At 74.1% G+C, this 8,328-nt stretch carries 7 protein-coding genes; 1 reads left to right on the top strand and 6 read right to left on the bottom strand.

Annotated elements, in window-relative coordinates; all coding sequences use genetic code 11:
• From ACG2DA_RS20250 to ACG2DA_RS20265, 4 genes are all read right to left on the bottom strand, one after another.
• Positions 1–1,265 (bottom strand): AAA family ATPase (locus ACG2DA_RS20250; protein ID WP_395258174.1); only part of this gene is annotated, 1,265 nt, incomplete at its 3' end.
• Between the two features lie 39 nt (positions 1,266–1,304).
• Complete coding sequence (locus tag ACG2DA_RS20255) at positions 1,305–1,568, bottom strand: hypothetical protein (protein WP_395258175.1); 264 nt, start codon at positions 1,566–1,568, stop codon at positions 1,305–1,307.
• Between the two features lie 30 nt (positions 1,569–1,598).
• Positions 1,599–2,582: a DUF6920 family protein gene (locus ACG2DA_RS20260; protein WP_395258176.1), complete on the bottom strand. Its 984-nt coding sequence runs from the start codon at positions 2,580–2,582 to the stop codon at positions 1,599–1,601.
• 73 nt (positions 2,583–2,655) lie between these two features.
• Positions 2,656–5,535, bottom strand: coding sequence for a cation-translocating P-type ATPase (locus ACG2DA_RS20265; protein ID WP_395258180.1), 2,880 nt, complete (start codon positions 5,533–5,535; stop codon positions 2,656–2,658).
• Between the two features lie 410 nt (positions 5,536–5,945).
• Here ACG2DA_RS20265 and ACG2DA_RS20270 point away from each other — a divergent pair, with 410 nt between their 5' ends.
• Positions 5,946–6,119, top strand: a complete 174-nt coding sequence (locus ACG2DA_RS20270; RefSeq protein WP_395258177.1) for a carbon storage regulator — start codon at positions 5,946–5,948, stop codon at positions 6,117–6,119.
• A 60-nt stretch (positions 6,120–6,179) separates the two neighbouring features.
• Here ACG2DA_RS20270 and ACG2DA_RS20275 read toward each other — a convergent pair whose 3' ends face one another.
• The gene (locus tag ACG2DA_RS20275; protein ID WP_395258179.1) at positions 6,180–6,776 is read right to left on the bottom strand and encodes a VIT1/CCC1 transporter family protein; all 597 of its coding nucleotides are present in this window, start codon (positions 6,774–6,776) and stop codon (positions 6,180–6,182) included.
• A gap of 44 nt (positions 6,777–6,820) precedes the next feature.
• Positions 6,821–8,185, bottom strand: a complete 1,365-nt coding sequence (locus ACG2DA_RS20280; RefSeq protein WP_395258182.1) for a sigma-54-dependent transcriptional regulator — start codon at positions 8,183–8,185, stop codon at positions 6,821–6,823.
• Between the last annotated feature and the right edge of the window lie 143 nt (positions 8,186–8,328).

Here is an 8,328-nt window from a genome sequence, read left to right on the forward strand (position 1 = left end):
AGACGGCCCCGCCCGCCCTTTCCGGCCGCTGCGGGGGCCGCGACCGCCGGGCGGCCGGCGGCCGGCCGGGTGAAGGGTCGCTCCGCCGCCGTCAGCGGCTCCGCGGTTTCCAGTTGCTCGGCCAATACGGCGAGCGTCGGCTCCGACTCGTCGGCGTCCGCGGAGAGCCGGCGGGTAATCCGCTCCGCGGCCTCGATCGGGCTCACGTCGCAGTCGAGGATCGTGAACGGCGCGCCCGTCCGCTCGGCGAGTTCCGCGAACGGCCGGCGCTGCCGCTCCTTCAGGCAGGCGGCGTCGACCACGACCGGCCAACCGTCCCGCAGCGCATCCCCGGCGAGGACCCTCAGCCGGGAGTACGTCGGCCCCGTCCGCCGCCGCGAGTACCGGTGCTCCGCCCAACCTTGAGGCAGGTTCGGCAGCCGCACCCGCTCGGCGTCCGACCGGAGCCAGACCGCCCCGGTCTCTGCGGCGAACCGTCGGGCGGCGGTGGTCTTCCCGGCCGCCGTGACCCCGTGCGTGATCGCCAGGAGCGGCGGGTCGCCTTCCGCGAACGGCTCGGCCTCCGCGAGGTACTCCGCCGAACCCGGCTCCGACGGCCGCCCCGCGGAGTCCCGCGGATAGAGTTCGTGCACCAACGCACGCACGGCGGCCCGGCCGACGAAGTAGAACCGCAGGACGTCCAACGCTTCGTAATCGCCGGAGGCCTCCAAGTAAGCGGCGAGCGTCTGCCGGGACAGATCGACCCGGCCGCGGGCGGCGAGGTCGGTGACGGCGAAGGCGAGGTCGGCGGCGACGTCCGTCCGCCGGAGGTCGTCGTCGAACTCCAACGCGTCGAACGCCCGGAAGCCTGCCGGCGTCCACAGCAGGTTGTCGACGTTCAGATCGCCGTGGCAGAGGCGGTACGCCCCGGCTTCGGCCCGGGCGGCGAATCGGTCGGCATGTTCCCGGAGGAAGCCGGCGGCCCACCGGCCGAGCGCGTCCACGCGCCGCCGCCCAACCGAGCCCAGACGCTGCCGCAGGGCGTCGAGCGCGGCGTCCAGGATGCGGCGGTTCCACCCGACCGGGTCGGCGGGGGCGTCCGTCCGCTCGGCGTCCGCGTGCCACGCGGCGATCCGGCGTCCCGGCCGCCGCGCGTCGTCCTCGGTCACGGCCCCGGCGGCCAGCCGGGCGGACATCAGCCGCTCCGCCGGGAACTGTTTCATCTCCACCGCCCATTCGATCGGCCGCCCGTCGGCCCCGTCCTCCGCGGCCGCCGTTCCCGCCACGCCCTGGTCCGCGGGCGTGACGTGCAGGGTGCCGTTCTGCTAGGTGATCGCCGCGACCCCACGGTACAGGTCGCCGGCGAGCACCCGGTTCACCTCGATCTCCCGGCGGCAGAGACGCTCCCGGTCCTCGAGGCGGCGGGCGTCTGTGAACCCGAAGTCGACCGCCTTCTTGATTTTGTAGGCCCGCGGCCCGGTCAACACGACCCAGGACAGGTGTGTCTCCCGGAGCCTCAGACCCGAAGTCGGATGCGAAAACGAGGCGGCGGTGAACGTGCCGAAGGGGAGGCGGATCGAGGGGGCCATCGTGAGTTCCGGAGAGGTGGGGGGGCGTCCTCAACGGTTGCACGGGTCGTGCCGATCGCCGTTATGCTGTTGGGGTAGAGTTTCGTAGACCGCCTGCGTCCCGAACGTGCGGGTCCGCACCGCCCGGCGGGCGTCCCGGCAGAATGCGAGCCGGGTCAGCCGCCCCCGCCAGTACGGCCGTTTGCCGCCGGGTTCGAGCCAAGCCGTCTCGCCGAGCGTCGGCACGAGGACCCCGCCGCGGCGACGGTAGCGGTCGAACCGACCGATCCAGGGCGTCGGCACGGGAACGCCTCCGACGAGCCGCGTCCGGGCGTTCGCCCGTACCGACTCGACGAGCCCGTCCTCGCCGAAGCGGAACTGCAGCCGGACCTCCATCATCCCGTCGCGGAGGGTCGCCCAGGCGGCGCGTTCGCCGTCCGGGCTCCACCGCAGGCGGGACGAGGGCCGAAGACCCCACGGGGACCACGGCGCCTCCGCCAGATATCGCATCAACTCGGCCTCGGCCAACAAGGGGCCGTCGGCGGAGGCGACCGGGACGACGCCGAACAGCCTCGCTTCCAACAGGCCGCTCCCGCCGAGGTAGGCGTCGCAGACACGGACCGGAACGAATGGCGCCGCGGAGACGGCGGCGTCCCAGAGGAATCCAGGCCGGACGGTCGCGACCCACTGGCGCGACGTGAACGGTCGCCAGCGTGCCTCCGGCCCCATCTCGGCGAGGTTCAGTTCGCCCTCGTGCCGCAACTCGACAACGGCGGGCGCCGGCACGTCCCGGACGCCGACCCGATGGAGATACGTGGCGACCGGCGGCGGCAGGGCCCCGTCGCCGTGGCCGGCCGGCGTCGCGATCTCGCGGTCCGGGGCGACGAGCCGTCGCAGCCGTCGTCGCCTGCGGACGCACCAGAGGGCCGCCCCGCCCCCGCGGAGCGCGCCATAGGCCGCGGCGGCTCCCACGCCCCCACAGACCAACCCTGCGAGGAACGGATTGCGGGCGGACGGACTGGGCGCGGCGGTCACGGCCGACGGTTCCTTTCGATCGAGGAGAATGCAGTGAGGCTCAGGCCGCGTCCCGCACGGCGGCGCCGGCGGCCTAGCGAGATCTGAGGATCCATTTCTGCAACTCGACGGCCCAGAAGATCACGGTGCCGGCGAGCACGCACAGAAGCAGATCCCCCGCCGTCAGCGGCACGACGTGGAACAGGTCCGCCAGCGCCGGCACGTACAAGATCGCCAGGTGGAGCGCGACGGTGAGGCCCACGGCCCCGACCATCAGGCAGTTGGTCGTCAGGCCTTGCGAGAACAGGCTTTCCGTGTCGCTGCGGACCGCGAGCGCGTGGCACATCTGGGAGAACGTCAACACGGTGAAGACGACTGTGCGGAACAGGTCGACGTTCTGCGACCCCTCGCCGGAGGTCCCGTCCCAGTACGCCCAGCCGACGAAGAAGCTCAGCAGCCCGATCGTCGGCCCGGCCCAGACGATGTGTTGGAGGAGCCGCCCGCCCAAGAGCCCGGCCCGCGGGTCGACCGGCGGGCGCCTCATCACGTCCTTCTCGGGCGGCTCCGCCGCGAAGGCCAGCCCGGGCAGCCCGTCGGTGACGAGGTTGATCCACAGGATCTGGAGCGGGAGCAGGGGCAGCGGCGTGCGGCCGAACGGCGCCAGCCAGTCCGCGGCGAAGGCGAAGAGGCCCAGCAGCGGCCCGAGCGTCATCACCCACAGTTCGCTGACGTTGGAGGGCAGCGCGTACCGCAGGAACTTGCGGATGTTCCCGTAGACCGTCCGCCCCTCTTTCACCGCGGCGACGATCGTGGCGAAGTTGTCGTCGGTGAGGACCATCGCCGACGCCTCCCGCGCCACGTCCGTCCCGCCCAGGCCCATGGCGACGCCGATGTCCGCCCGCTTCAGCGCGGGGGCGTCGTTGACGCCGTCGCCGGTCATGGCGACCACCTCGGCGGGCCCGGCCGGGCCGGCGGTGCGGAGGGCCTCGACGAGCTTCAGCTTGTGCTCCGGCGTCACCCGGGCGAACACGTCGACCGCCCGGGCGACCCCGGCGAAGGCGTCGCCGTCCTCCCGCAGCAGGTCGTCTAGCTCCCGGCCGGTGACGACGCGGCCGTCGCTCGCCAGCCCCAGGTCGCGGGCGATCACGGCGGCGGTCAGCGGGTGGTCGCCGGTGATCATCTTGACCCGCACCCCGGCCGTGCGGCACTCCGCGATCGCGGCCGCGGCCTCCGGCCGGGCGGGGTCCGACAGCCCCAGCAGCCCCAGGAACGTCAGCCCCGTTTCCGCCGAGGCGGGGTCGACCGACGCCGACGGCACGTCGAACCGGCGGAATCCGACGGCCAGCACCCGCACCCCTTCGGCGACCATCGCGGCGTTCGCCGCTTCGACTCGCTCCTCCGCCGCCCCGTCCAGAGGCCGCACGGCCCCGGACGTCCAGACGTGATCGCAAACCGACAGGACGGAGCCGACGGTGCCCTTCACGCAGGCGACGCCTTCCCAGTCCTCCCCGACGAGGCCGCCGAAGAGCGGTAACGCGGCCGCGCCGTCCACGCCGCGGGCGACCCGGTGAACCGTCGTCATCCGCTTCCGGTCCGAATCGAAGGGGAACTTTGCGACGCGGGGGAAACGGCGTTCGAGTTCCTCTTTGCCGAGCCCGGCCCGGGCGGCGGCGACCGCCAGCGCCGCTTCGGTGGGTTCCCCGACCGCGGCCGGTTCGCCGTCGGGGCCGACGGCCGGTTCGGCGTCGTTGCAGAGGGCCGCTGCGGCGAGCAGCAGGGCGAACGGCGGGCGCCCCGCGTCGTCGGCCGGGGCATCGCCGGGCAGCTCGACCCGCTCGCCGTCGACCTCCAACTGCGTCACCGTCATGCGGTTCTGCGTGAGGGTGCCGGTTTTGTCGGAACAGATCAGCGTCACGGAGCCCAGCGCCTCGATGGCCGGGAGCCGGCGGATCAGGGCGTTCCGCCGGAGCATCCGCCGCGCGCCGGTCGCCAGGCCGATCGTCGCCACCGCCGGCAGCCCCTCGGGCACGGCGGCCACGGCCATGCTGAGGGCGGTCTCGGCGAGTTCCTTCAGGGCCGGCCACGAGACGTCCCGGCGCCGCAGCAGTTCGAGCGCCACGACCGCCGCGATGACGACCAACACGGCGACGGCCAGCGTCTTGCCCAGCTCCCCGAGCCGCCGCTGCAGGGGGGGGTCCTCGGATTCTAGGGTCTGCAGCATCCCGGCGATCCGGCCCAGTTCGTTGCGCATCCCGGTCGCCGTCACCAGCAACTGTCCGCGGCCGGCCGTCACGACGGTGCCGGCGAACGCGCAGTTGACGCGGTCCGCCAGCGGCGCGTCCGGCGGCAGCAGACCGTCGGCGGCCTTCGTCACCGCGCCGCTCTCCCCGGTCAGGGCCGCCTCGTCGATCCGCAGTTGGTGCGTCGCGACCAGCCGCCCGTCCGCCGGGACGCGGCCGCCGGCCTCCAGCGTCACGACGTCGCCGGGCACGAGGTCGGTGGACCGGACGGTCCGCGACTCGCCGCCCCGGCGGACGGCGACCAGGGGCGAGGCCATCTGCTTCAGGGCGGCCATGGACCGTTCGGCCCGACGGTCCTGCACGTATCCCAACGTCGCGTTCAGGACGACGATCAGCAGGATGACCGCGGCGTCGGCGTACTTGCCCAACGCGACGCTGACCGCCGCCGCGGCGAGCAGCAGCAGGACCATCGGCGTGGCGAACTGCTCGTACAGGATTTGCCACGGCGAGCGGCCGGCCGCCTCGATCAGCTCGTTCGGGCCGTACTCCGCCCGGCGCCGCTCGACCTCGTCCTGCGGGAGGCCGGCCCGCAGGTCGGTCCGCAGCGACGTGGCCACGTCGTCGGCCGGGCGGGCGTGCGGGGGGCGTCCTGCGCGGACGGCGGAGCCGGGGGCGACGTGAGGGCGGAGGACACGGCGGCGGAGGACGGTGCGGCGGGACGACCGGCGGGCGATCCGCCGCCGCCCGGGTCAGCAGGTTCGGCGCCGAATCCGCCCGGGCCCCGTCCGTCCGCCGCGGGCCGCCGGGCCTGTCGCCCGGGCCGGGCGGGGTTTTCCGACAGCCCACGAACGGGCGGGGGCGGGCGGGCAGGCGGCGCGCCGTCAGGGCTCATGCGGGCGTGCGGAGCCGCACGCTCGCTCCCCGGGCAAGGCGGAGCAAAAAAACCGCCCACGTCCCCTTCCGCCGCTGACGCTGTGAAATAGGCCCCCGAGGCAGTTCGCTGCCGTCGCCGTCCCGGACCGCGACTCCGAAACGGCACGCCGCGTGCAAAAGCGGGCATGCGGCCCCGTTCGACCCGGACGGGGGCCGACGGACCGACGCGACGTACTCCCCACCGCAGCATTTCGCACCAAGGAAGGCCACGATGCTCCTGCTCACCCGGAAGACCGGCGAAGAGATCCTGATCGGCGACTCCATCCGCGTCTCCATCCAGCGGACGGCGACGGGGCACGTGCGGGTGGGGATCGAGGCCCCGAAGGAGGTTCGCATCGCCCGCGGGGAACTGGCGGAACCGCCGTTGGCCGCGAAACCGCGGTAGCTCCGTCCCGCGGCGTCGCCTCGGCCGCGTCGCCGGGTCCGTGTGGCACTTCATGGTCGGTCAGGCGACGCCGGACAGCAGCCGACCGCAGAGATAGGCGAGGGCCGCCGCCGCCCCGCCAATCGCCAGCGATTCGAGCCCGGATCGCCACCACCGCGTGCGGACGACCAACGCTTTGGCGGCTCCGATCCCGAAGAACGTGCCCGCCGTCAGGGCAGCGCTGACGCTCGCGGCGGGTCCCCCCGCGATCCCGCCTAACAAGTAAGGCAGGAGCGGCACGGCCCCGGCGGCGGCGAACGTGGCGAAGGTGACCCCGGCGGCCGTCAGCGGGCCCGGCGGGGCGGCGCCGGGGGCGCCCTCGGCGACGGGAGCCCCCCCCTCCGGGGGAAAACCGCTTGAGACTGAAGCGGTTCGCTGTCGGTCCGCCTTGGTGGCGAGGTAGTTTCCGGCGGCCATGCTGAATCCGTCCCCGACGAGATTCGCCGCGCCGAGGATGAGCACGATCCGCGGTGAGAGCCCGGCGCCCTCCACGCCGGAAACCACCGCGAAGGTCGTCACGGTCCCGTCCGTCGCCCCGTACACGGCATCGCGGAGGTAGCGGCCTAGGGCCGCCAGTCGCGGGGCGGCGGGCCCCTTGTGCGGGGCGGGTTTCGGCACGGTCGGCGGCGCGTTCGGGGAAAATGAAGAGCGGACCGCGGCGCCTACGACGCGTCGGGGCCGGGCGTCTCCGGCGTCAGACCGTGCCGCTCGATCAGTCGGTAGAGCTTGCGGCGGTGGACGCCCAGCCGGCGGGCGGCCTCGGCCTTGTTGCCGCCGGCGTCCCGCAGCGCCGCGACGACCGCCGCCCGCTCCCGGTCCGCCAACGTCCCCCCGCCGGCGGCCGGCGGGACGGGCGCGTCCGCGGGGGGAGCGCCCGGCGCCGTGGCCTCCGTCGCCGCGGCGTCGATCGGTCGCTCGGCCGTGCCGGGGGCGTGCAGCTCGGCGGGTAGGTCGTCGGGAGAGATCAGGCCGTCGTCAGCCAGGATCAGCGCCCGGTCCAGCGCGTTGAGCAGTTGTCGCACGTTCCCCGGCCAGGCGTAGCCGGTCATCAGGGCACGGGCCTCCGGGTCGAGTTCCGCCCGGCCGGCGAGCTTCGTCTCGACCAGCCGCCACAGGTCGTCGCCCCGGTCCCGCAGCGGGGGGAGATGTACCGTGAGCACGTTCACCCGGTAGAACAGGTCCTCGCGGAACCGGCCGGCGGCGACCTCGGCGGACAGGTCCCGGTTCGTGGCGGCGATCACGCGCACGTCCACTCGCCGCTCCGTGCTGGAGCCGACCCGCCGTAGCGAGCCGTCCTCCAACACCCGCAGCAGTTTCGGTTGGAGCGCGGGGGGCAGTTCGCCCAGCTCGTCGATCAGCAATGTACCGCCGTCGGCGACCTCGAAGAGCCCCGGCTGCTCCGAGGTGGCGCCGGTGAAGGCACCCTTGACGTGGCCGAACAGCTCGCTCTCGACGAGTTGCTCCGGCAGGGCGGCGCAGTTCACCGTGACGAGCGGGCGGTCGGCCCGGGGGCTGCGCTCGTGGATCATCCTCGCGATCACTTCCTTGCCAGTGCCGCTCTCCCCGGTGATCAGCACGGTGTGATCGGTCGCGGCGACGCGGTCCACCAGCGCCGTCACCCGCCGCATCGGGGGACTGTCGGCGACGACGGCGGTCCGCGTCCGGTCCCGGGCCAGCAGGGCCTTGAGCTGCGTGTTCTCCTTGCGGATCGCCCGCCGGCCGGCGGCCATCCGGCAGCGGCGCTCCAGGTCCGGCAGGGGGAAGGGCTTCGTCAGGTAGTCGCAGGCGCCCAGCTTCATCGCCTGCACGGCGGTCTCCACCGTCCCCTGCCCGGTGAGGATCAGCGTCTCCAACAGCGGTTGCAGGTCCCGCAGCCGGTCGAGCACCTCCAAACCGGTCAGGCCGGGCATGTTCATGTCGACCACGGCGACGTCGAACTCCGCCCGCCGGGCCGCCGCGAGGGCGGCGGCCCCGTCGGCGGCCTGGGAGACGCGGTGCCCGCGGCGGGACAGGAAGTGGGCCGCCATCTCCCGGAAGTCCGGGTCGTCCTCCACCAGCAACAGGTCCAGCGGGCGGTCGGCGGGCGGGGCGGCGGGCACGGGCGTACGGGGCGGGGGGGACGAACGACGGGCGGCGGGGGAACCGGCGGCGGGGCGCCCCCGGGCGGCCC

Source organism: Alienimonas sp. DA493 (genome assembly GCF_043951915.1).
Taxonomy (GTDB): domain Bacteria; phylum Planctomycetota; class Planctomycetia; order Planctomycetales; family Planctomycetaceae; genus Alienimonas.